This window comes from Rhodococcus sp. FG69 (assembly GCF_057808915.1).
The window spans coordinates 13,323-34,807 of the sequence record NZ_JBMDIX010000032.1; the positions used below are offsets into that span (position 1 = coordinate 13,323).

The 21,485-nt window shown below is 64.7% G+C and carries 16 protein-coding genes; 12 read left to right on the top strand and 4 right to left on the bottom strand.

Annotated elements, in window-relative coordinates; translation table 11 throughout:
• Nucleotides 1–207: 207 nt before the first annotated feature.
• The 3 genes from ACODSO_RS21555 (at nt 208) to ACODSO_RS21565 (ending at nt 6,303) form a co-directional block, all read left to right on the top strand.
• Nucleotides 208–2,919 carry an IniB N-terminal domain-containing protein gene (locus ACODSO_RS21555; RefSeq protein WP_489038724.1) on the top strand — a complete coding sequence of 904 codons (2,712 nt, stop codon included), beginning with the start codon at nt 208–210 and terminating at the stop codon, nt 2,917–2,919.
• A 106-nt stretch (nt 2,920–3,025) separates the two neighbouring features.
• Nucleotides 3,026–4,840 carry a dynamin family protein gene (locus tag ACODSO_RS21560; protein WP_489038763.1) on the top strand — a complete coding sequence of 605 codons (1,815 nt, stop codon included), beginning with the start codon at nt 3,026–3,028 and terminating at the stop codon, nt 4,838–4,840.
• Complete coding sequence (locus tag ACODSO_RS21565; RefSeq protein WP_489038725.1) at nt 4,837–6,303, top strand: dynamin family protein; 1,467 nt, start codon at nt 4,837–4,839, stop codon at nt 6,301–6,303. The genes ACODSO_RS21560 and ACODSO_RS21565 overlap by 4 nt, the downstream gene beginning before the upstream one ends.
• Here the strand turns inward: ACODSO_RS21565 and ACODSO_RS21570 are convergent, their stop codons facing one another.
• Together ACODSO_RS21570 and treS are read right to left on the bottom strand one after the other, a co-directional pair.
• Entirely contained in the window at nt 6,304–6,855 is a 552-nt protein-coding gene (locus tag ACODSO_RS21570) for a hypothetical protein (protein ID WP_489038726.1), read from the bottom strand.
• A gap of 51 nt (nt 6,856–6,906) precedes the next feature.
• Nucleotides 6,907–9,087: a maltose alpha-D-glucosyltransferase gene (gene treS, locus ACODSO_RS21575; RefSeq protein WP_489038727.1), complete on the bottom strand. Its 2,181-nt coding sequence runs from the start codon at nt 9,085–9,087 to the stop codon at nt 6,907–6,909.
• A gap of 240 nt (nt 9,088–9,327) precedes the next feature.
• On the opposite strand from treS, the gene ACODSO_RS21580 reads away from it, so the two are divergent.
• The 5 genes from ACODSO_RS21580 to ACODSO_RS21600 all read left to right on the top strand — a co-directional run bounded on the left by ACODSO_RS21580 (nt 9,328) and on the right by ACODSO_RS21600 (nt 14,155).
• Nucleotides 9,328–9,819, top strand: coding sequence for a Pro-kumamolisin, activation domain family protein (locus ACODSO_RS21580; protein ID WP_489038728.1), 492 nt, complete (start codon nt 9,328–9,330; stop codon nt 9,817–9,819).
• A 239-nt stretch (nt 9,820–10,058) separates the two neighbouring features.
• Nucleotides 10,059–11,903 carry a molecular chaperone DnaK gene (gene dnaK, locus ACODSO_RS21585; protein ID WP_068373003.1) on the top strand — a complete coding sequence of 615 codons (1,845 nt, stop codon included), beginning with the start codon at nt 10,059–10,061 and terminating at the stop codon, nt 11,901–11,903.
• Entirely contained in the window at nt 11,900–12,547 is a 648-nt protein-coding gene (gene grpE / locus ACODSO_RS21590; protein WP_068373006.1) for a nucleotide exchange factor GrpE, read from the top strand. The genes dnaK and grpE overlap by 4 nt, the downstream gene beginning before the upstream one ends.
• A gap of 31 nt (nt 12,548–12,578) precedes the next feature.
• Nucleotides 12,579–13,754 (top strand): molecular chaperone DnaJ, encoded by a 1,176-nt coding sequence (gene dnaJ, locus ACODSO_RS21595; RefSeq protein WP_489038729.1) that lies wholly within the window; start codon nt 12,579–12,581, stop codon nt 13,752–13,754.
• Nucleotides 13,754–14,155: a heat shock protein transcriptional repressor HspR gene (locus tag ACODSO_RS21600; protein ID WP_156520309.1), complete on the top strand. Its 402-nt coding sequence runs from the start codon at nt 13,754–13,756 to the stop codon at nt 14,153–14,155. The genes dnaJ and ACODSO_RS21600 overlap by 1 nt, the downstream gene beginning before the upstream one ends.
• 218 nt (nt 14,156–14,373) lie before the next feature.
• Here ACODSO_RS21600 and ACODSO_RS21605 read toward each other — a convergent pair whose 3' ends face one another.
• Nucleotides 14,374–15,513, bottom strand: coding sequence for a nitric oxide synthase oxygenase (locus ACODSO_RS21605; protein ID WP_489038730.1), 1,140 nt, complete (start codon nt 15,511–15,513; stop codon nt 14,374–14,376).
• Nucleotides 15,514–15,840: 327 nt separating this feature from the next.
• On the opposite strand from ACODSO_RS21605, the gene ACODSO_RS21610 reads away from it, so the two are divergent.
• The gene (locus ACODSO_RS21610) at nt 15,841–17,001 is read left to right on the top strand and encodes a globin domain-containing protein (RefSeq protein WP_489038731.1); all 1,161 of its coding nucleotides are present in this window, start codon (nt 15,841–15,843) and stop codon (nt 16,999–17,001) included.
• A 63-nt stretch (nt 17,002–17,064) separates the two neighbouring features.
• Nucleotides 17,065–17,811 carry an FAD-binding oxidoreductase gene (locus ACODSO_RS21615; protein ID WP_489038732.1) on the top strand — a complete coding sequence of 249 codons (747 nt, stop codon included), beginning with the start codon at nt 17,065–17,067 and terminating at the stop codon, nt 17,809–17,811.
• A gap of 10 nt (nt 17,812–17,821) precedes the next feature.
• Here ACODSO_RS21615 and ACODSO_RS21620 read toward each other — a convergent pair whose 3' ends face one another.
• On the bottom strand, nt 17,822–18,637 hold the full coding sequence (locus tag ACODSO_RS21620) for a crotonase/enoyl-CoA hydratase family protein (RefSeq protein WP_489038733.1): 816 nt from the start codon (nt 18,635–18,637) through the stop codon (nt 17,822–17,824).
• Between the two features lie 80 nt (nt 18,638–18,717).
• On the opposite strand from ACODSO_RS21620, the gene ACODSO_RS21625 reads away from it, so the two are divergent.
• Together ACODSO_RS21625 and ACODSO_RS21630 are read left to right on the top strand one after the other, a co-directional pair.
• Nucleotides 18,718–20,352 carry an acyl-CoA synthetase gene (locus ACODSO_RS21625; protein WP_489038734.1) on the top strand — a complete coding sequence of 545 codons (1,635 nt, stop codon included), beginning with the start codon at nt 18,718–18,720 and terminating at the stop codon, nt 20,350–20,352.
• Entirely contained in the window at nt 20,352–21,467 is a 1,116-nt protein-coding gene (locus ACODSO_RS21630) for an NAD(P)H-dependent flavin oxidoreductase (RefSeq protein ID WP_489038735.1), read from the top strand. Before ACODSO_RS21625 ends, ACODSO_RS21630 begins: the two co-directional genes overlap by 1 nt.
• The last annotated feature ends 18 nt before the right edge of the window (nt 21,468–21,485 follow it).

Consider the following 21,485-nt stretch of genomic DNA (forward strand, 5'->3'; position numbering starts at 1 on the left):
GGATGTCGCCAGCATGGCACTTTTCGTTACGTCTCACAGCAGGTGACGGCCTACATGCGGGCAAACCCCCTAATGGCTGCGAATCCCCTAATGCGCCAACCCTGGGTGCACTGGATCGAGTAGGGGGATCGACCCCGTTGGGCGAACTGTGTGGGACCCATAGCTTTGTGATCAACCACGAACGTCCGACATCGAAGGAGCCACGCAATGGCCACGAACGCTGTACTCGACTTCATCCTCAGCCTCCTCCGCGACGACGAGGCGGCTGCCGCATACTGCGCCAACCCGGACGGGACTTTGGCTGCTGCCGGCCTCGGCGACGTCTGCCACGCGGACATCGTCGCCGTCGCCCCGTTGGTCGCCGAGTCCGGACTGTTCGCAGGTGCAGGTTCGCAGCTGTCGGCAATTCTCGGTGCAGGAGCCGGCGCAGCAGCGAACCTGGAAGGCGGGCTTGCCGGCGGAGGCGCCATCGGCGGCGGTCTGTCGACGGGCCTCGGTCTCACCGCCGGCGCGGTGGTCGGTGGCGGTCTGGCAGGTGGCGGAGTCATCGGTGGCGGCATCGGCGGAGGGCTCGGCGGTGACCTCGACCTGGCAGGCGATATCGCGGCATCCATCGGCGCCGCACTCAGCGCTGCCCTCGCCGTCGGCGGTGGAATCGGCGCGGACCTCGGTGCGGCCTTCGGCGCTGCACTCGAAGCGGTCATCGGTGCAGGCGGATCGGTCGACCTCGGCGGTTCAGCCGACCTCGGTGCCGCGCTGACCGGCTTGATCGGCGGCGGCCTCGGACTGGGCGCAGGACTTGGTGCAGGACTGGGTGCAGACGTCACGGCAGGACTCACCGGCGCACTCGACGCAGCCATCGGCGCGGTCGGCGGACTCGACCTGAACGCGCTCGCAGGCATCGAAGGAGCTCTCAGTGCAGCACTCGGAACGGTCTTCGGTGTCGGTGGCGACATCGGCGCCGACCTGGGCGCAGCTCTGGGAGACGTCTTCGGTGCAGTCATCGACGCCGGACAGATCGACCTCACTGGAGGTCTCGCAGGCGGACTCGGCACGGCACTGACCGCAGGCCTCGGCATCGGCGCTGACGTCGCCGCACAACTCGGTTCGGCTCTGGACGTGGCACTCGGCGCAGGCGGCGGACTCGCCGCAGGCATCGGCGGTGGCCTCGAAGGAGTGTTCGCGCTGCAGAGCGGCCTCGCGGCGGCTCTCGGAGCTTCGCTCGGCGCGGTGCTCGACGCCGGCGCCCTCGCCGATCTCGATCTCGGTGGACTTGCGGGCATCGACCTCGGCGGAATCATCGCCGGATCCCTCGGCACCGCACTGGACCTCGACGCAGGAATCGTCGGGGACCTGACCACCTCGATCGGAACGGCCATCGACGGCGCGTTCGGGGCGGGCCTCGGCGGAGTCGTAGACCTCGAAGGTCTTCTCGGTGCCGCATTCGGAGTCGGTGGCGAAGCAGGCGCAGCCATCGGCGGCGCTCTCGACGCAGTGGTCGGCGCAGGCGGAGCGCTCGATCTCGGCGCTGCACTCGGTGCCGGAACCGCTCTCGGCGGCGCGCTCGAGGGAGCATTCGACGCCGCACTCGGTGCGGCAGGCGACCTCACCGGCGGCATCGATCTCGGTGGACTTGCAGGACTCGACCTCGCGTCCGGACTGGAAGGCGTCTTCGCCCTCGAAGGTGACCTGGCGTCGAGCATCGGTTCCTCGCTCGGCGCGGTCCTCGACGCAGGCGCCCTGTCCGATCTCGATCTGGCCGGGCTGACGTCAGGTGAATTGGGAACCGTCATCGGCGGTGCGGTCGGCTCGGCGCTCGACCTGGACACCAGCGCAGTCGGCAGCCTCACCGCCGCACTGGGAACCGCGATCGACACTTCGGTCGGAGCCGACATCGCGGCCGCAACCGATCTGGAAGGCGTGCTCGGTGCAGCGTTCGGCGTCGGTGGTGAAGCGGGCGCGAATCTCGGCGCTGCACTCGACACCGTGCTCGACACGAGCGGCGCACTCGATCTCGGCGCCGCCCTCGGTGGCGGAGCCGAACTCGGCGGCGCACTCACCGGTGCAGTAGACGCAGCCCTCGGCGCAGCAGGTGGCATCACCGGTGGCCTCGAAGGTTCCGGGGACCTCGGCCTCGGTGCGATCGGAGGCGCTACCGCAGGACTCGGTGGCGGACTGGCCGCGGGGCTCGATGGCGGACTGGCCGCAGGGCTTGATGGTGGTGTGGCCGCCGGGCTTGACGGCGCAGCCCAGACCGGTGCAGAGCTGGGCGCGGGACTCACCGGCGGAGTCGACGGCGCGGTCTCGGGTGTGGTTTCGGGTGCAGCGGGCCTCGGCGGGTCGCTCGAAGGAGCCATCGACGGAACTGTCGGAGCCGGCCTCGACGCAGGGGCTCAGGCCGGTGCGGACCTGACCGGATCGCTGCAGGGCGCCGCAGACCTCGGTGTTACGGCGGCCGGTGACCTCGGCGCGGGGCTGAACACCGGACTCGGTGCAGGACTCGACGCCGGTGCGTCGGCGGGAGCAGATCTGGCCGGCGGTATCGCGGGTGGTGCTGCTGCAGGGACGGATGTTGCCGGAGACGTGGCAGGTGGAATCGCAGGTGGAGTCGAGGCCGGTACGGACGTTGCCGGTGACGTGGCGGGTGGAATCGGTGCAGGCGCGGATGTCGTCGGCGGCGCAGCAGGTGGAGTCACGAGCGGCTTCGAGGGTGCTGCAGACGTCGCTGGAAGCGCATCCGGATCGTTCACCAGCGCATTCGATTCGAACGCGTGGTCCTCGGTGGATTCCAGCGTGTTCGGCGAGGCGGAGTCCTCGCTGCATTCGGACGCCGGCTTGCACGGCGACGTGGACAGCTCGGCCGACGCCGTCGCGGACGTCGCCACCGTCGATCACCACACGGATCTGCTGAACCCGTAACGTAATCGGTGAATTGTTGGACAAGACCCCGGGCGGTTCTACTGCCCGGGGTCTTTCCGCTCGTTAGAGTTCAGGGCAGTCGATGCACGTGTACCGAAAGAAGGCCATGGACGGGCAAGCGAAACAGCTGGCCGAGCTGCTCGATCGAACTGCGGCGGTAGCGCAGACGGTCGGACGGTCCGATCTCGTATCGAGAATGGAGCTCGCCAAAGAGCGGGTCCTGGATCCGCGCAGGCGCATCGTCGTCGTCGGCCCGTTGAAACAGGGAAAAAGCCAGTTCGTGAACTCGTTGCTCAACCTGAACGTGTGCTCTGTCGGCGATGACGAAACGACGGCGATTCCTACGCTGGTGCAGAACTCGGAGCGCTCGTTCGCGGAGTTGGTGGTGGCGGATCCAGGCAACGACGCCGTGCGCGTCGACGTTCCACTCGACGAGCTGCAGGCGATCACCCCGTCGAGTCCTCGCGCGCAAGGACGCGAGGTGTTGCGGCTCGAAGTGAACGTGCCGAGTCCGCTTCTCGCCGACGGCCTCGTACTGGTGGACACGCCTGGAGTCGGTGGTCACGGAAACCCGCACGCAGCAGGAACTCTCGGGCTGATTCCGTCGGCAGATGCCGTGCTCGTCGTCTCCGATGCGAGTCGCGAGTTCACCGAGCCTGAAATCTCTTTTCTCCGTCAGGTTCTCGGCCTCTGTCCTACCGTTGCAGTCCTGATCACGAAAACCGATCTGTATCCGCACTGGCGGCAGATCGTCGAGGCGAACCGAGCCCACCTTCAGCGTGAAGGCCTCGACGTTCCGATGCTTCCGCTGTCCTCGCTCCTCCGTTCGCATGCGCTGCGGCTCAACGACGACGAACTGAACGTCGAGTCCGGCTTTCCGGAGCTCTACGCGTTTCTGCGAGAGCAGGTCGTGTCCCGTGCCGATGCCACGACTCGGTCCGCAGTGTCACTCGACATCCGATCCGTCACAGAGCATCTCACTCTTGCGATGGGAAGCGAACTGGCGGCGTTGCGTGACCCCGATCGCGCCGCAGCGGCGGTGGCGGGTCTGCAACGGGCCAAGTCCGCGGCCGAGGAACTGCACAAGAAGACCTCGCAGTGGCAACAGACCCTCGCCGACGGCATCGCCGACCTGGCGTCGGACATCGACCACGACCTGCGTGATCGGCTTCGTCGCGTCACACGGGAGGCCGAGGAGACCGTCGACGAGGGCGATCCCGGATCCGATTGGCTCGAACTCGGCGACTGGCTGGAGGAGCAGATCGCGACCTCGGTCGGCGACAATTTCGTGTGGGCTCACGAGCGTGCGCTCTGGCTCGCGGAGCTCGTCGCAGATCATTTCGCAGCCGCAGGTGCCGCTCAGCTCCCCGATCTGGATCTCGGTGACCTCGACAATGTTCTCGATCCGGTTGCCTCCCTTGCCGATTTGGAGAGCGGGAAGATCGGGATCACCCAGAAGATCCTCGTCGGGATGCGAGGATCGTACGGCGGCGTCCTGATGTTCGGACTGATCACTACCTTCGTCGGTTTGAGCCTGCTCAACCCCATCTCGATCGGCGCCGGAGTTCTCCTCGGCACAAAGGCGTACAAGGAAGACAAGGAGAATCGGGTTCGAGCGCGGCGAGCCGAGGCCAAGATGGCCATCCGCAGGTTCACCGACGACGTCAGCTTCCAGGTCGGCAAGGAATCGAAAGACCGGCTGCGTCAGATTCAGCGCGTTCTTCGGGATCATTTCACCTCGATCGCCGAGCAGACCCTGCGATCGTTGAACGATTCGCTGCGCGCTGCGCAGGAAGCTGCGAAGGTCGAGTCGACCGAACGTGCCACCCGCACAGCACAGTTGGATCGGGATATGAAGGCCGTCGCCGAGCTCAACGAGCGGGCCGCTGCGCTCGTCGGCCCGAAAGACGTGGTGAAGTGACAGCGCTCGCCGACGCCCGTGCGCTGATCGCTGCCGCACGAACTGCGTACTCCATCGATACCTACGCGGCGGCGACGCTGACCGAATGCCTCGACCGGCTCGATCAACCGCTGCGCGTAGCCCTGGCCGGATCGCTGAAGGCAGGTAAGTCGACGCTACTCAATTCGCTTGTCGGACAGGATATTGCGCCGACCGATGCGACAGAGTGCACCAAAGTCGTCACGTGGTATCGCAGCGGCGCAACCCCGAGCGTGACGGCCTGGTACGACGGCAACCGTTCGGCGCACGTCCCCGTCCAGCGCCGGAGCGGCCGGTTGACGTTCGACCTGGGGGAGCTGACGGCAGCGCAGGTGGATCGCCTCGACGTCGAATGGCCGGCACGGACATTGACCCAGACGACGATCATCGACACGCCGGGAACCTCGTCGCTCTCACGTGACGTGTCCGCGCGCACTCTGTCGATGCTGACGCCGGAGAACGCTTCCTCCGGTGCCGACGCCGTCGTGTATCTGCTGCGTACGCTGAACGCGACGGACGTGTCGTTTCTGAGCCAGATCGGGTCGCATGTGGGCGGGGAATCAGGCCCGCTCGGTGTCGTCGGCGTCGTATCGCGTGCCGACGAGGTCGGTGGCGGTCGCATGGACGCAATGATGTCGGCCAGGGATGTCGCCGCTCGATTCGCCTCGGAGTTGGAGGCGACCGGACTGTGTCAGGCCGTGGTGCCGGTTGCGGGATTGCTGGCACTGGCCGCAGAAACGATGCGGCAAACCGAGTTCGCGGCATTCGAAGTTCTGGCTCAGGTCCCGGACGAGGACCTGCAGATGGCCATGCTGTCCGCGGACCGCTTTTCGCGACCGGGTCTGCTGCCGGTCGATTCGGAGCTGCGGGCGTCGATCGTCGACCGATTCGGATTGTTCGGGATCAGAATGGCCGTCACGTTGATCAAGCTCGGTGTTCGCGACTCTCCTACACTCGCCGCCGAACTGGTGGAGCGTAGCGGACTCGACGAGCTGCGCTCGGTCATCGACGTCCAATTCGGCCAGCGTGCCGATCAGTTGAAGTTGCACTCGGCACTGGTGGCGCTCCAGCGCACACTCGAGGCACGACCGATCGCCGAATCGGCGGCGTTTCGTGCCGAAGCCGGGCGAATGCTCGCCGATGTGCACGGTTTTCAAGAGCTGCGACTGCTGGGCCGGATGCGGTCGACCAAGCCGAAGCTCCCGGAGACCGAACTCGCCGAACTGCACAGACTGATCGGCGGATTCGGAATCGACTCGTCGACGCGCTTGGGACTGAGTCCCGATGCGGGACCGACCGAGCGCTACGACGCGGCAATCGGTGCGGCGTGGAAGTGGCGGCGGCTGTCCGAGCATCCACTGCTCGATCAGTTCACCTCGCGGGCCTGCGCGGTGGCCGCCCGCAGCGCGGAGGGGATTGCGGCTGCGCCTCCCGTGCGGGCATAGCTACTTTCGTGTCAGGGCCGTTCCAGCCGCCACCGTCGCGATTGCCGCGAGGACCGCGCCGAGAAGCGGTCCCCAACGAAGCGCGCCCGCTGCGAGGTCACCGGCATCGGCCGTGAACGTCCAGAACAGCACGCACGCGCCCGTGGTCGCCAACCCCGAAATCAGAAGGATGATGACGGCCAGGGTCTTTCGCGCCGATGCGAGCGACAGTCCCACTCCCGCCACCAGAAGAAGCGTGACTGCGATTGCTGCACTGCCGAGAACGGTCACGGTGACGGTGTCTGCGACCTCGCTCGCCGTGGCACCCGAGCTGTTCTTCGACACCGTCGTTTCCAGCGCAACGCGTACTGCGTCGTAGTTCAGCGCAACGACAGCCGCGAGCCCGAGAACGACGAGTGTCACCGCCGCCCACGCTGCCAGCGTCACTCGGAAGGCGACCGCGGGTCGTGCCGGCTCGTCCCTCGGTCGTAGCGGTCGAACTGCGAACTCCGGTCGTTCCGGCTGCGGCCGCGGTACTGGGTCCGGGCGACGATGGCTGGCAGGATCGGTCACAACTGTCGATCCTATCGGCGACTTCGTGCCGACGTGGCACGCGGCGCAACATCAGCGCAGGATCACCGGCACTCCCTGGTACGGGCCGAGAGTCATCGGGAAGCTGTTCAACTCGTCGACCACGCCGATATCGGAATCGTCGAACATGTCGAAGACCCCGGCGCCGGGCGTCAGGTGCTTGGACTGAATCGTCGCGGCCACCTCGTCGGAGGAGAAGTTGATGACGGTCGCCTGGATCGCGCCCTGTGCAAGCTCGTGTACCAGAACCAGCAATCCCTTGTGGGACACCGTAGGAACGTCGAGCTGTTGCGCTGTTGCGATGCCGTACCTGTTGCGCAGCTCGATGATATGAGCCAGTCGGCGAGCGAACGAGTTGGAGTCCTTCAACTGTTCGGGAAGCGAACCGTAGAGGCTGCGACCACGCGGGATGCCGGATTCGGAGCGTACGGCGTCGGGAAAGCTGTTCATCAGGTCGTGGGCGCCGCGGTTGAGCCAGCGGGTATCACCCTCGCGAATGAGTTCGGCCACGTCGTCGGCGTCGATCGGAAGAATGCCGAGTAGATCCCATCCCGACAGTGCGAACACGCCCGGTTGCAGCGCGTTGTACATCGCAAGCATCAGGTGCGCAGTCTTGACGGTTTCGATGTCCGCCTCGTTCATGCGGTCGAGATCACGGATCCCGAGCGATGCCGTGATGACACTGGCTGTCGTGCAGGCGATTCCGTTGGTCGTGAACAGTCGATTGTACGGCGCCCAACGGCCGGTGAGCCGATCGGTGAGCTCGGCTCGAATCTGATTGCCCAGATCGGAACCCTTCACTACCTCGCCGCCGTAGTGGAACTCGTCCTCGGCGTGGAGCGTCGCGAAGTGGATCAGCTCGAAGGTGAGCTCGTCGTGGTTCTGTAACGCGTGCACGAGTGACGCCGGGTCGACGCCGTGATCGCGCGACAGCGTCATCGTGAGCCGAAGGAACTCGGTATTCCCCATGACGAGTGCGTGTTGGTACGCAGGGCGATTGATGAAGTCGTACGACAGGTCGGCGCCGTTGGCGCCCATGGCCTTGATGTCGTCGATGGTCAGGTTCAGCTCCTGGAAGGTGAACCCGCCCATCTTGCGAACCACACTGGCTATCAGGTGATTTGCGGCCTCGGACAAGGGGTGGCCCTCGGACCAACCCGGACCCTCGGCACGCCGCTCGACGCCGAGGAAGCCGTTGGCGTCGAGACGAAGCGCGCCCGCGCCGAGATCGGCGATGGAGTGGCAGGCGTCGCCGATAACCAAACGCATTCCGGCGAACGAAGGGTCGAGCCAGTTGATCGACGGCTGCCCCGCCTTGAAGTAGTGCAGGTAGACCCAGCGTCGTTCGACCCCGTCGATACCGATCACGGGAGCCGTTGCGCTCCAGTTGGTTTCCTTGACGCCGAGTTCGTAGAAGATGACGCGTTGGAGTTGCCCGATGATGTAGCCGGCGCGCGCCAGATTGGCTTCGGCTTCGGCGTCGATGTTCTGTGAATCCGCGCCTGCGCGAACCCGGGGGAGCAGGTGCCAGTCCTCCGGTTCGATCTCGACCATGTGGTAGATGCCGGGATAGTCTGCGACAGCCATCTCGGCGAGGCGGAAGTCGGCGCCCTTGCCGGTGTGGCCGGGGACGATGTCGTCGATGACGATGCCGTCGTATGCAGCCGCGACGACGCACAGGCGTCGGAACTCTTCCTCGGATCCGAACGCCGGGTCGATCTGCATCCCGATTCGGTCGAAGTGACCGTCGACGGATGGCGTCGGACGCCAGCCGTGAATGCCGCCCGCAACCTTCACCGGTCCGGTGTGGACCGCGGTGATGCCGATGTCCGAGAACGCTTGCCACAGCGCTTCGTCGCCGAGTGTGCTGAGGAAACTCGTGCGCGGCGCATTGATCACCGAGATGGGATACGCGGTGAACCAGACAGGGGCTCGCTCCACCGCGCCGCGCGGATTCGGGTCGGCGTACGGGTTCTGCCACATGCTCCCCTTGCCGGAGAGCTGTTCGGCGATGAGCTTGGCGTCGCGCAACATCGACTGCTCGGCCAGCCACTCGACGTATTCGGGGTTGGCAGCCGACGGGTCGCCGTCCTGCGGGGTCGCGCCGTTTCGATCGGCTCGTCGCACGGACGGGCGCAGTGGGCGCGGCCGTGCTGGATAGAACTTCTCGTCGTAGGTGATCTCGCTCGGTTCGTGCTGCACTTCGGGATCCATGTGCCTCTTCTCGCCTCGCTTTACTTGAACCCTACGGAGGGAACGTGCTCTCTGCAGTGTTGGGGCATCCCCCGAAGATCCGACGGCGAAACCTGTACGGGAAGTGAATTACACGGTTGTGATCCGAGACCGACGGAGTATCCGAACGTGTCCGGATCGAGACTGCCCGGTATGGAATGTCCGATTGAAATGAGTAATAGTTAGACGCAACAACAACCCCTTCAGTCACAGGAGTAACACATGCGTCGCTTCGTCCGCACCACTGTCTTGGCCTCGACGGCCGCGATCGCCGCCGCTGTCGGTGCGGTCGCCCTCGCACCCATGGCGTCGGCTCAGGAAGATCCGGCTCCCATGCCCTTCGGGTCGTCCGCCGCCCAGTCGCCCGACCTGGTCGTCACCATCGCCGCGATCTGCGACCCGCGCGACGGGGATCTCGGCGGCGATGTCGCTGCTCTGCAGATCGACGTCGACAACGTCGGCACGGGCGACGCCTCCAACGTCGCCACCAACTTTGCGGTTCTCCCGGGCGCACCCGGGGTCATGAACGAGAAGGTCATCAAGGCGGGCGAAGGGCTCACCTACACGATCCCCAGCGCAGACGAGGTATGGCAGTCGCGTCCGAGTGGAGCAGCCGTGTTCTCGCCGCAGCTCGATGCCAACTACCCCGACAACGTCGCGTTCGGCCTCCTGAGCGTCAATTGCGAGCCGGAGGACGTGCCCGAGGGCGAGTAGCCCCAGGTCGGTCCCACCAACTGCGCCGCGACGAGCATCTGCCGTCGCGGCGCAGTGCTGCCGTTGGGGGCGGAGCCGACCTCCCGGGAACAAATCTGCGAAACCCTCCGTTGAGGAGTTCGACAGCCTTGAGTGGATGAGGCTCAAGTCCGAGTTGACAGAAGTTCGAAATGTCTTGCAGACTTGAGTGCAGTTCGCTCAGCTAGGGACTTACCAAGCAACAAACAGGAGGAAACACTATGGCTCGTGCGGTCGGTATCGACCTCGGGACCACCAACTCGGTCGTGTCCGTCCTCGAGGGCGGCGAGCCGGTTGTGGTCGCCAACTCCGAGGGATCACGCACCACCCCGTCGATCGTCGCTTTCGCCAAGAACGGCGAAGTACTGGTCGGCCAGCCCGCGAAGAACCAGGCGGTTACCAACGTCGACCGCACCATCCGATCCGTGAAGCGCCACATCGGCACGGACTGGAACGTGGAGATCGACGGTAAGAAGTACACGCCACAGGAGATCAGCGCGCGCACGCTGCAGAAGCTGAAGCGCGACGCCGAGGCGTACCTGGGCGAGGAAATCACCGACGCGGTCATCACCGTGCCTGCCTACTTCGAGGACGCACAGCGTCAGGCCACCAAGGAAGCCGGCCAGATCGCCGGCCTCAACGTCCTGCGCATCGTCAACGAGCCCACCGCGGCTGCTCTCGCATACGGCCTGGACAAGGGCGACAGCGAGCAGACAATCTTGGTCTTCGACCTCGGTGGCGGCACGTTCGACGTGTCGCTTCTGGAAATCGGCGACGGTGTCGTCGAGGTCCGTGCGACGTCGGGTGACAACCACCTGGGCGGCGACGACTGGGACGAGCGCATCGTGACCTGGCTCGTCGACAAGTTCAAGGCTCAGAACGGCATCGATCTGACCAAGGACAAGATGGCCCTGCAGCGTCTTCGTGAGGCTGCCGAGAAGGCGAAGATCGAACTGTCCTCCGGGCAGAGCACCTCGATCAACCTTCCGTACATCACGGTCGACGGCGACAAGAACCCGTTGTTCCTCGACGAGCAGCTTTCCCGCTCCGAGTTCCAGAAGATCACCTCCGACCTGCTCGACCGCACCCGCGCGCCGTTCCAGGCAGTGGTCAAGGACTCCGGCATCGCCGTCAAGGACATCGACCACGTCGTGCTCGTCGGCGGTTCGACGCGTATGCCTGCTGTCTCCGAACTGGTCAAGGAACTCTCCGGCGGACGCGAGCCCAACAAGGGCGTCAATCCGGACGAGGTCGTGGCCGTCGGTGCTGCACTGCAGGCCGGCGTGCTCAAGGGTGAGGTCAAGGACGTTCTGCTCCTCGACGTCACACCGCTGTCCCTCGGCATCGAGACCAAGGGTGGCGTGATGACCAAGCTCATCGAGCGCAACACCACCATCCCGACCAAGCGTTCCGAGACCTTCACCACCGCTGACGACAATCAGCCTTCGGTGCAGATCCAGGTCTTCCAGGGCGAGCGCGAGATCGCCTCGCACAACAAGCTCCTCGGCTCCTTCGAGCTGACCGAGCTGCCGCCTGCTCCTCGCGGCGTCCCGCAGATCGAGGTCACCTTCGACATCGACGCCAACGGCATCGTGCACGTCACGGCCAAGGACAAGGGCACCGGCAAGGAAAACACGATCAAGATCCAGGACGGCTCCGGCTTGTCCAAGGAAGAGATCGATCGCATGGTCGCCGACGCGGAAGCTCACGCAGACGAGGACAAGGCTCGTCGCGAAGAGGCCGAGGTCCGCAACCAGGCGGAATCCCTCGTCCACCAGACGGAGAAGTTCGTCAAGGACAACGAGGACAAGGTCGACGCAGAGCTCAAGGGACGCGTCGAGTCGGCAATCGAAGAGGCCAAGTCGGCTCTCGCGGGCAGCGACATCTCGGCAGTGAAGACCGCCGTCGAGAAGCTCTCGACCGAGTCGCAGGCACTCGGCACCGCCATCTACGAGGCTCAGGCCAAGGAGCAGGGCGGCGCAGAAGGTGGCGCTCAGTCAGCTGACGACGGGGTGGTCGACGCAGAAGTTGTCGACGAGCCCGCCGACGACACGGACAAGAAGTGACCTCGGACAATACCGAGCAAGAACCGGTCACTTTCGTGGACAAGCGAAAGATCGATCCCGAGACCGGTGCAGCACGGGAAGGTGACGCAGTTCCGGAGCCCCTTGCGGGCACCGGGGCTGCGCCCCAGCCCGGCTCGGTGCACGAAGAGGGATTCGATGTAGTGCCAGTCGAAGGTGAAGTCGAGGAAGATCCGCGTGACACGCAGGTCCTCGAGCTCACCGCTGATCTGCAGCGAGTATCGGCCGAGTACGCCAACTACCGGCGTCGCACCGATCGCGAGAAGCAGTCCGGTGCCGAGAACGCGAAAGCGTCCGTCATCTCTCAGCTGCTTCCTGTGCTCGACGACCTGGAGCGGGCCCGCCAGCACGGCGATCTCGAAACCGGTCCACTCAAGGCTGTGGCAGACAAGTTGGCAGGGGTGTTCTCGAACATCGGTCTGAGCACGTTCGGAGCCGAGGGTGACGCCTTCGACCCCGCCATCCACGAGGCCGTCTCCCACGAGGGTGACGGCAGCAGCCCCGTCGTCGGAACGCTGATGCGTCCGGGCTACAAGCTCGGTGAGCGTGTTCTGCGGACCGCGATGGTCGGCGTCGTAGATGATGCTGGACAAGAGTCGGGTGCCGATGCACCCGACGAGAAGTAAACAGAAATAGCGCGAGAGGAGGAAACGCCCGGTGAGCCAGCGGGAGTGGATCGAGAAGGACTTCTACAAGGAGCTGGGCGTTTCCTCCAGCGCAACTGCAGACGAGATCAAGAAGGCCTACCGAAAGTTGGCGAGGGACAACCATCCTGACGCCAACCCCGGCAATGCTTCCGCCGAAGAGAAGTTCAAAGCCGTCAGCGAGGCCCACGCGGTCCTCGCCGACCCCGCCAAGCGCGCGGAATACGACGAGGCGAGACGGCTCTTCGCGTCCGGCGGCTTCGGTCGCCAGGGCGGTGGATTCAATCCCAACGCAGGCGGATTCGGTGGCGGCGGTCAAACGTTCGACGTCGGCGATATCTTCGGTCAGGGCGGCGGCGACGGCGGCATCGGAGACCTGTTCGGTGGCCTGTTCAATCGCGGCGGAACGCAGCAGCGCCCCGCGGGCACCAGGCCGCGACGTGGCAGCGACGTCGAAACCGAGACAACACTCGGCTTCCGCGAAGCCACGCAAGGTGTGACGGTTCCGCTCAGGCTCACCAGCCCGTCGTCGTGCACGACGTGCCACGGCAGCGGAGCGAAGCCGGGAACCAGCCCCCGTGTGTGCCCTAGGTGCAACGGCGCCGGCGTCGTCAACCGCAACCAGGGTGCGTTCGGCTTCAGTGAGCCGTGCGACGACTGCCGCGGAACCGGATCCATCATCGACGACCCGTGCGCGGATTGCCGTGGCACCGGCGTCCAGAACCGCACCCGCACCATCACCGTTCGAGTGCCACCAGGTGTGTCCGACGGCCAGAAGATCCGGCTTGCAGGTCAAGGCGAAGCCGGACTGCGCGGCGCCCCGTCGGGTGACCTCTACGTCACCGTTCGGGTTCGACCCGACAAAGTGTTCGGCCGCACCGGAGACGACCTCACGGTCACCGTCCCGGTCAGCTACGGCGAGCTGGTACTCGGAACGACTCTGTCGGTTCCGACGCTCGACGGACGAGTCGGCGTCAAGGTTCCGCCCGGCACGGTGGACGGACGAGTCCTACGAGTCCGCGGTCGTGGCGTGCCGAAGAAGACCGGCAACCCCGGTGACCTGATGGTCACTGTCAAGGTCGCGGTCCCTCAGAAGCTCGACGATCCCGCAACCGAAGCACTGAAGACCTATCTGGCAGCGGAGAAGGCCAGCGGATTCGATCCGCGGGCGGGATGGGCAGGTGCATGATGACGGTGCCGCCTGGACCCCCTCCTCCGCAGGGTGATCCCGACGCACAGGTTTTCGTCATCTCCGTCGCAGCCCAGCTGGCGGGGATGCACGCTCAGACCTTGCGAACCTACGACCGACTCGGATTGGTGACGCCGCACCGCACCACCGGTGGTGGACGTCGGTACTCGCCGCGAGACGTCGCCCTGCTCCGCGAGGTTCAGCGTTTGTCGCAGGACGAGGGCGTCAACCTCGCGGGCATCAAGCGCATCATCGAACTGTCCAACCAGGTCGAGGCACTGCAAGCCCGAGTGGGTGAGCTCGCGCAGGAGCTGGCGAACGTGCACGCGAGCTATCGCCGCGATCTCGTGCCGGTTCAGCGCAACGCCCTGGTCGTCTGGAAGCCGCGAAACCAGCGCTGATCTGCGGTCGGAGTTTCGGCTGCTGGAAGGTGCGCGCTCGGCCCCGGAAGTGACCGAATGAGCCGTTCGCTCACCTTGGGTGTCGGTCCGCGCAGGTTCCAGCGAGCGCACAGATTGCAACGTGCGCGTGGGCTGGAAGGTGCGCGCTCGGTCCCGGAAGTGACCGAATCAGACATTCGGTCACTCGAGGGGGCGCGGACGACACAGCACCCCGAACCTCACGAGAACGGGCAGCCCGCCGAACTCCTGGCGACGAAGTTCGGCCTGATATCCATGTCCGGCGGATCGTAGAGCCTGTGGAACGTCGGAGTTATTCCCGACGACATCGGCGGATTCACCCACGACCAATCCGTCGGGCATATTCGTCCGGCCTGTGCCTCGCGATCGACATGGTCGACGAACTGTTTTGCGACGGTGTGGTGGTCCACCATGTATGCCCCCGCCTCACGGAAGCTGTGGATGACCGCGCGGTTGAGCTCGACGAGCGCACGGTCTTTCCAGAGTGTGCGGTCGGAGCTCATGTCGAGCCGGAGCTTCTTCGCGATGGTCGGCAGCATGTCGTACCGGTCGGTGTCACTGAAGTTTCGTGCGCCGACTTCGGTGTTGACGTACCACCCGTTGAACGGCGCGCACGGGTACCGAACGCCGCCGATCTCCAGGTCCATGTTGGAGACTGCGGGGACCGCGTGCCACTTGAGCCCGAGGCCTGCGAACCACCGGTAGTTCGGATGCTCCAGTGCAACCTCCATCACCAGGTCACGCGGTACCTCGAACCACTGGATCGGCTCGTCGGGCGTCGAGATCAACAACGGCAGGACGTCGAAGGGGGTGCCCTCGCCGCGCCACCCCAGTCGCGAGGCGAGCTCGGTGAGCTCGATGTGCGCTGGATCGCCGACGACAGTGCCGTCCGAGCCCCGATACCCGGCGTACCGGATCAGCTGCGGACTGATGATTCGATACTCGCGCCCGTCGGGCAACGGCGTCGGGCCCACGGTGACGATGGACTGCAGTGCGCCACCGTTGGTCGCGACGCGTAAGTGTTCGAAGCAGGCTTCGGCGATCTCCTCGGCGGTGGTGGCGTGACGCGCATCGAGCAGCTTGAGTGTGCGCCAGTGTTTGCGTCCGACGCATCGTGCGTGGTTTCGCCAGGCGATCTTTGCGCCGATCAGAATTTCCTCGGCCGACTGGACGTAGGTTCCGGTGGCTCGGAGTTCGGCCAATGCCTGCGTCGCGCGCTCGACGGGGAGGTGGCGCAGCTCCGGTAGGTCGAAGAATTCGCGGCATTCGGCGAGTCTCCGGGCGAGGAGGGAGTCGTCGATTTCTGGTTCGTCCAAGCCCACCCCGACAGTGAGAGTCACGATTCGCCTTACCCCGTTTCGATTCGATCGACGCTGCGAATCCTAGGGCCTCGGACAACCGGTGGAAAGGCCTGAATGTGGATGCGGGCCAATCGGTTTCGATCGGGTGGTTGGTTATGCCGTCCATTTCGGGCAGTTCGACGGTTACAGCAGGTGAATCCGACGATGGAATTCGTCGATGCGTCAATGCGCGGCGACTGGGCTAGACTCCCTGGCAATTACAGCGACTGCCGTGGACGGTGCCCGCGTGTAGCTGTCGAACACCTTCCGTCACACGTACGCGAGCTGAAGGCTGCTTGGCCTGAAGGTGGATAGGGGTTTCGAGAGATGGATGCTCGAGCAATTTCGCTTGTGCGAACGACGTTCAAAGCCGTCGCGGCGGTGGAGGGTGGACCGGAGAAGCTGACGCGGTCTTTCTACGCAATTCTCTTCGCCCGAAATCCCGCTGTCCGCGACTTCTTTCCAGCCTCGATGGAAACGCAGCGCGACAAGCTCGTGACCGCCATCGCGTATGCGATCGATCAGCTGGAAGATCTCGATCGGCTGCTTCCTTTTCTCGCGCAATTGGGGCGGGACCATCGAAAGTACGGCGTCGTCGACGCTCACTATTCAGCGGTCGGAGACGCTCTCATCACTGCTCTCGAGCAGTTCGCAGGCAACGAAATCTGGACCGAGGAGGTCGACGCGGCCTGGCGCGACGTCATCTCGGTCATGGCCGGAACGATGATCGAAGCCGCCGAGGCCGACGATGGGCCTCCGGTCTGGCATGGGACTGTCGTCGATCACATTCGAATGCTCGACGACGTCTCGGTCATCAGGTTGAAGCTCGACCAACCGTTGGACTACAGCGCAGGTCAGTATGTGAGCGTGTCCATTCCGAGCAGACCTCGCATGTGGAGATATCTGTCGCCCGCGATTCCGGCGAACGAGGCAGGCGAGATCGAGTTCCACGTTCGACGAGTATCCGGCGGCTGGGTCAGCCCGGCACTGGTCGCGAGCACTGCGGTGGGTGATCGGTGGACTGTCGGATCCCCGTTGGGCACCATGACACGGCACACTGCAGGTGGACGGGACCGGTTGCTGATCGCGTCGGGCACCGGCATTGCACCGCTGCGGGCCCAGCTGATGGAGATGGCGAGCCGAACCGACAACCCCCGTGTGCATGTGTTCTACGGTGGCCGCTACCCGTGTGACCTGTACGACCTGCCGGTCCTTCAGCAGATCGCCTCGACCAATCCGTGGTTGTCGGTCGTCGGAATCGTCGAAGAGGAAGCCGACCCCTGGTGGTACGACGGTCCGCAGTATCCGACCAATCCGGGTGGCTCGTCGCCGATCGTCGGACAGATCGGCAAGGTCGTCGCCGAGTTCGGCCGGTGGACCGACCGCGACATCCAGATCGTGGGCTCGCCGTCGATGATCAACACCACCAAGTTTCGGCTGCAAGGGGCAGGTGTCGATCTCTCGACGGTCCGTCACGACCCCTGGTGATCACGGGTCCCTGACCTTGCCGCATGGTCGGTGTAGCCACCGGCGCCACATATCCTGGAGTCCATGCAGACGTGGAACGCCGAGGTGGTGCAATACCACCGACTTCGCAACGACCTGGCCGTGATTCGACTCGTCGGAGATGCGATCCCGTTCTCGGCCGGCCAGTCGCTCGAGGTCACCGTTCCGCAGAACGCACGCCTGCGCCGTCGGTACTCGCCTGCGCTGCCACCATCTCTCGACGGCAAGCTCGAGTTTCACGTCAGAGCGGTGCCTGCCGGTTGGGTGAGCGGATCGATCGTCAACGAGACCCGGCCGGGAGATATCTGGCAGCTGAGCAACCCCGCCGGTGCACTTCGGATCGACGACTCGGGACGTGACGTCATCATGGTTGCAGGTGGAACTGGGCTGGCGCCGATGCGGTCGCTCATCCTGGATCTGACCCGACGCCAGTCACCGCCGTCGGTCACGTTGTTCGTCGGTGGCAGATCACCACGTGACCTCTATGCCGCCGATCTGCTGTGGATCTTGGCCTCCGAGTTGCCGTGGTTGACGGTGATCCCCGTGGTCGATCAGCTTTCCGATCCGTGGGCACCGGATCGTTGGCACGACACCATTCGCAGTGAGATCGAAGGTGCCTCAGCAGTTTTCGGGCCCGAGCACTGCTGGGAAGGGAGCTTGGCCGACGTCATGAGCGTGCAGGAACCGTTCACCGATCACCAGGTTCTGGTGTGCGGCTCGCCTGGGATGGAGGCTGCGACGGTTGCCGCCCTCGTCGGCAACGGGACCCCGATCGAGGCGATCGTGCGCTGACGTTCGAGGACTACCGCCCTTCGAACGTCGGCTTTCTCTTCTCTGCGAACGCGCGCGGTCCCTCTTTCGCGTCGTTGCTCTTGAAGACCGCGACGCCGAGTTCGGCGTCGATCTGGAAAGCTGCCTCCTCGTGCATGCCCTCGGTGTCGCGGATGGTCTTCAGGATCGCCTGCACTGCGAGTGGACCGTTCGCGGCAATCTGCTCGGCCAGTTCCAGTGCCTTCTCGAGCGCTTGTCCGTCGGGCACAACGTGTCCGATCAATCCGATGCGCAAAGCCTCGGCGGCTCGAATGTGCCTGCCCGTCAGCAGGATATCGGCTGCGATGGTGTACGGAATCTGCCGGACGAGCCGCACGGCTGATCCACCCAGTGGGAAGAGTCCCCACTTGGCCTCGGACACTCCGAACTTTGCACTCTCTCCGGCGACGCGGATGTCGGTGCCCTGAAGGATCTCGGTACCGCCCGCGATCGCGGGTCCTTCCACTGCCGCGATCAGTGGCTTGGTGAGCCTGCGGCCCTTCAGTAGGGCCTCGATCTTGGACATGTCCCATCCACCCGAGGAGAAACTGTCACCCGGGTGCGTGGACGTCATCGCTTTCAGGTCCGCACCCGCACAGAATGCTCCGCCGGCGCCGGTGAGGATCGCGACTCTGATGTCGGGATCGGCATCGACCTGGTCCCAGGCGTCGCGCATGATCGCCATCATTTCGCCGGAGAGCGCGTTGCGGGCCTCGGGACGATTCATCGTCACGATGAGAACGTGGCCACGCTTCTCGACGAGCGCGTGTGCTGATTTCGCAGATGTTTCGGGTGCGATCGAGGACACTGTTCGGTACTCCCACTCTATGTGACCTGCGTCTCCAACTGGCTATTGCCAGAAACGATAACACGTTCTATTTTTGACACGTGGCCCTCAACATCGCAGACCTCGTGGAACATGCAATAGACCTGGTACCCGACCGGGTCGCACTGGTGTGTGGTGATCGCGAGATCACCTACGCGCAGATGGAAGATCGAACCAACAGACTGGCGCACTACCTGCAGAAACAGGGGGTGAAGCCAGGCGACAAGGTGGGTGTGTACAGCCGGAACGGCATCGAGACGATCGAGTCGATGATCGCGGTGTTCAAGATCCGCGGTGTCGTCGTGAACGTCAACTACCGCTACATCGAGAACGAGTTGCAGTACATCTTCCAGAATTCGGACATGGTTGCCCTGATTCACGAGGCGCGCTACTCCGACAAAGTCGCCGCTGTCCTTCCGTCGTGCCCGCTTCTGAAGACGACGGTGGTGATCGACGGGGTGGACGGCCAAGTCTCCTACGAAGACGCTCTTGCCGAGTCCTCCCCGGAGCGCGACTTCGGCGAACGTAGCCCAGACGACATCTACATGCTCTACACCGGCGGCACCACGGGCAGCCCCAAGGGCGTGATGTGGCGTCACGAGGACGTCTGGCGGGTACTCGGTGGCGGCATCAACTTCATGACGGGCGAGTACGTCGAGGACGAATGGGATCTGGCGAAGATGGGTGCCGAGAACCCCGTCATGACTCGGATGCCGATCCCGCCGATGATCCACGGCGGTGCGCAATGGGCAACCTTCCAAAGCCTGTTCGGCGGTGGACGGACAGTGCTGCATCCGGATTTCGACGGTCACGCCATCTGGCAGCTTGTCGATCGTCACGGTGTCAATCTCATCTTCATCACCGGCGACGCCATGGCCAGACCGATGCTCGACGCGTTGATCGAGGGCAAGCCCGACGGGACGCCCTACGATCTCTCGACGCTCTACCTGATGGCGAGCAGTGCGGCGTTGTTCTCGCCGAGTATCAAGGAGAAGTTCCTCGAACTTCTGCCCAACCGCATGCTGACCGATTCGATCGGTTCGTCGGAGACCGGATTCGGCGGACTCAGCATCGTCGTGAAGGGAACCGAGCACACCGGCGGACCGCGAGTGAAGATCGACGCCTCGACCGCGGTTCTCGGCGCCGACGGGCATCCCGTCGAACCAGGTTCCGGCAGAACAGGTTTGCTCGCTCGTCATGGTCATATTCCGATCGGATACTACAAGGACGAGGTCAAGAGCGCGGCGACGTTCAAGGAGATCCACGGAGTCCGGTACTCGATTCCCGGCGACTATGCGCAGGTCGAGGAGGACGGCACCGTGACGATGCTCGGGCGCGGGTCCGTCTCGATCAATACCGGTGGCGAGAAGGTGTTCCCCGAAGAGGTCGAGGGTGCGCTCAAATCGCACCCCGAGGTGTTCGACGCAATCGTCGTCGGTGTTCCCGACGAGCGCCTCGGGCACAAGGTTGCCGCGGTGGTTCAGCCGCGAAGCTCCACTCGCCCTTCGCTCGCGGAACTGGATGCGTGTGCTCGTAAAGAGATTGCGGGCTACAAGGTCCCGCGCGCGGTGTGGTTCGTCGACGAGATCAAGCGTTCCCCGGCGGGTAAACCGGACTATCGGTGGGCGGTGGGCCAAACCGAGCTCAGACCCGCCGACGAGGTCAACTCCTCGCACCTGTCCGAGAAGGTGCGTTGATGCGCACCGATCTCAGCGAGAAGTTCGGCATCGAGTATCCGATCTTCGGCTTCACCCCGTCCGAACATGTTGCGGCAGCGATCAGTCGGGCGGGAGGGCTCGGTGTGCTGGGGTGTGTTCGCTTCAACGACGCCGAGGATCTCGACGCCGTGCTGACGTGGATGGACGAGAACACCGACGGCAAGCCGTACGGCGTCGACATCGTCATGCCGGCCAAGGTGCCCACCGAGGGTGCATCGGTGGACCTGAACGAGTTGATCCCTGCGGAGCATCGAGCGTTCATCGACAGGACGCTCGAACAGCTGGGTGTCCCACCCCTCGGCGACGACGCCGCGCGGAACGAGGGTGTGCTCGGATGGCTCCATTCGGTCGCGCGATCACACGTCGACGTCGCATTGCGGCACCGAATCGCGTTGATAGCCAACGCACTCGGCTCGCCTCCGAACGACGTCGTGGTGCAGGCACATGAGCGCGACGTGCCGGTTGCCGCTCTCGCGGGAACTGCGGAACATGCGCGCAGGCATGTGGAGAACGGCGTCGACATCGTCATCGCTCAAGGGTATGAAGCAGGGGGTCATACCGGTGAGATCGCGTCGATGGTGCTGCTTCCGGAAATCGTCGACGCCGTAGCCGGGCGCGCGAGTGTCCTGGCCGCAGGTGGGATCGGTAGCGGGCGTCAGGTGGCAGCTGCCCTGGCGCTCGGCGCAGACGGCGTGTGGATGGGGTCGACGTGGCTGACAGCGGCGGAGTATCGACTCGGGGCACGGCACGAGGGCAAACCGTCGGCGATGCAGGAAGCGCTGTTGACAGCGACCTCGAGCGACACCGTGCGCACGCGTATCTATTCGGGCAAGCCGGCGCGGCTCCTCCGAACGAAGTGGACCGACGCCTGGGACAAGCCCGACGCACCGAAACCACTGCCCATGCCGCTGCAGAACATCTTGGTCAGTGAGGCGCACCAGCGGATCAACGAGGCCGAGAATCCCGAGGTCGTGGCGATGCCCGTCGGCCAGATCGTGGGTCGGATGAACCAGATCCTCCCGGTCGCGGACATCGTCGCCGAGCTCGTCGCAGGGTACGAGAGTGCGGTCGACAGGCTCGTCGAGCTGCGGTAGAGCTGGTCGGTCGACACG

Excerpts from the sequence above, each read along its gene's own strand:
- ACODSO_RS21555 (WP_489038724.1), top strand. The coding sequence starts at position 208 with ATGGCCACGAACGCTGTACTCGACTTCATCCTCAGCCTCCTCCGCGAC.
- ACODSO_RS21560 (WP_489038763.1), top strand. The coding sequence starts at position 3,026 with ATGGACGGGCAAGCGAAACAGCTGGCCGAGCTGCTCGATCGAACTGCG.
- treS (WP_489038727.1), bottom strand. The coding sequence starts at position 9,087 with ATGGATCCCGAAGTGCAGCACGAACCGAGCGAGATCACCTACGACGAG.
- ACODSO_RS21580 (WP_489038728.1), top strand. The coding sequence starts at position 9,328 with ATGCGTCGCTTCGTCCGCACCACTGTCTTGGCCTCGACGGCCGCGATC.
- dnaK (WP_068373003.1), top strand. The coding sequence starts at position 10,059 with ATGGCTCGTGCGGTCGGTATCGACCTCGGGACCACCAACTCGGTCGTG.
- ACODSO_RS21600 (WP_156520309.1), top strand. The coding sequence starts at position 13,754 with ATGACGGTGCCGCCTGGACCCCCTCCTCCGCAGGGTGATCCCGACGCA.
- ACODSO_RS21610 (WP_489038731.1), top strand. The coding sequence starts at position 15,841 with ATGGATGCTCGAGCAATTTCGCTTGTGCGAACGACGTTCAAAGCCGTC.
- ACODSO_RS21615 (WP_489038732.1), top strand. The coding sequence starts at position 17,065 with ATGCAGACGTGGAACGCCGAGGTGGTGCAATACCACCGACTTCGCAAC.
- ACODSO_RS21630 (WP_489038735.1), top strand. The coding sequence starts at position 20,352 with ATGCGCACCGATCTCAGCGAGAAGTTCGGCATCGAGTATCCGATCTTC.